Below are 1,206 nucleotides of genomic sequence, written 5' to 3'. Positions count from 1 at the left end.
GCTTGTATGTTGGCGTGGCAAGTCGATAGTAGGCAGAGAGACTTGTCGGGGTGGCGGGACCTAGGCAGCTTCTGACCCCTTCGGGTACAGACCGTGGGAGAAATGACCCCACCCCGCACCTACAAGCGCCGATAAGGAATCCATCAGGCTGAGCACGCCCTCAGACCGACGATATGAGCAAGCCTGCGTTTGGTGCGCCCCGACAAGCCCTTTCACACTAACGAGAGGGCCACACCATGGCAATGCATGTTATCCCCAACCGGATCGGTGTCGATGTCGCCAAAGACGAACTGGTCCTTTATGACCAAGCGGCCGATCAGGTCTTCCCCCTTCCCAACACCAAGGCCGCCATCCGACGCTGGCTCAAGGGGCTTCCTGAGAACAGCCACATGGCGCTGGAGGCCACCGGGATTTATCACCTGGAACTGGCCGAACAGGCCCATGCCGCCGGCCATCTCGTCTTTATCATCAACGGCTACCAACTGAACCATTACCGGGAAAGTATGGGCAGACGAGCCAAAACCGATGCCAGCGATGCCCGACTGTTAGCGGACTATCTGCAAGCGAACCAAAGACGCTTGCGCCCCTGGACGCCCCCGCCAAAGGCTTATTGCACCTTGCAACGCCTATTGCGTCGACGAGCCACCTTGGTCCAGGCCCGCGTTGCGCTGCAGCAAAGCTGGAAGGAGGGGGGCTCCCTGAAAGCCCTGATCAAACCGGTGCTGGCGCATATGGACCGCCTTGATCAGGCCCTCCAGAAACGACTACGGCTGGCCCTTCGCGAGGCCGGGTTGCAAGCGGAACGGGCCCGCTGCCAAGCCCTGGAAGGAGTGGGCGAGTTAACCGCTACCGCGCTGGTCATGGCCTTCCTGCGCGGCGACTTCAGAACCAGTGATGCCTTTATCGCCTTCCTGGGACTGGATCTGAGGGTGCGCCAATCCTCCAAACGAGAGCAGCGACGACGGTTGACCAAACGGGGCGACGCGGAGGTCCGCAGGCTCCTGCACAATGCCGCCATGGCCGCCAGTCGTAGCCCGCGATGGCATCAAGTCTACGAGGGCTACCTACAGCGAGGGCTGAAGAAAACCCAGGCCTTGGTCATACTCGCCCGCAAACTCGCTCGTATCGCCTTTGCCCTGATGAAGCACAAAACCCTCTATCAATCGGAGGGCCAAATCGCTTGATCTCCAACATAGAATCTCCCAC

General features: G+C 60.1%; 1 protein-coding gene. It reads left to right on the top strand.

Translation table 11 applies throughout. The annotated features are described in order from the left end of the window. The first annotated feature begins 236 nt into the window (after positions 1–236). The gene (locus tag E0L37_RS21170; RefSeq protein ID WP_133493621.1) at positions 237–1,184 is read left to right on the top strand and encodes an IS110 family transposase; all 948 of its coding nucleotides are present in this window, start codon (positions 237–239) and stop codon (positions 1,182–1,184) included. Positions 1,185–1,206 lie beyond the last annotated feature (22 nt).

Source organism: Alcanivorax sp. 24 (assembly GCF_004360225.1).
In the GTDB taxonomy this organism is placed as follows: Bacteria; Pseudomonadota; Gammaproteobacteria; order Pseudomonadales; family Alcanivoracaceae; genus Alloalcanivorax; species Alloalcanivorax xiamenensis.
This window is presented reverse-complemented; position numbering and strand designations above follow the sequence as displayed.

What these genes read in the sequence shown, in the direction of transcription:
- E0L37_RS21170 (WP_133493621.1), top strand. Translation starts at nt 237, where the DNA reads ATGGCAATGCATGTTATCCCCAACCGGATCGGTGTCGATGTCGCCAAA.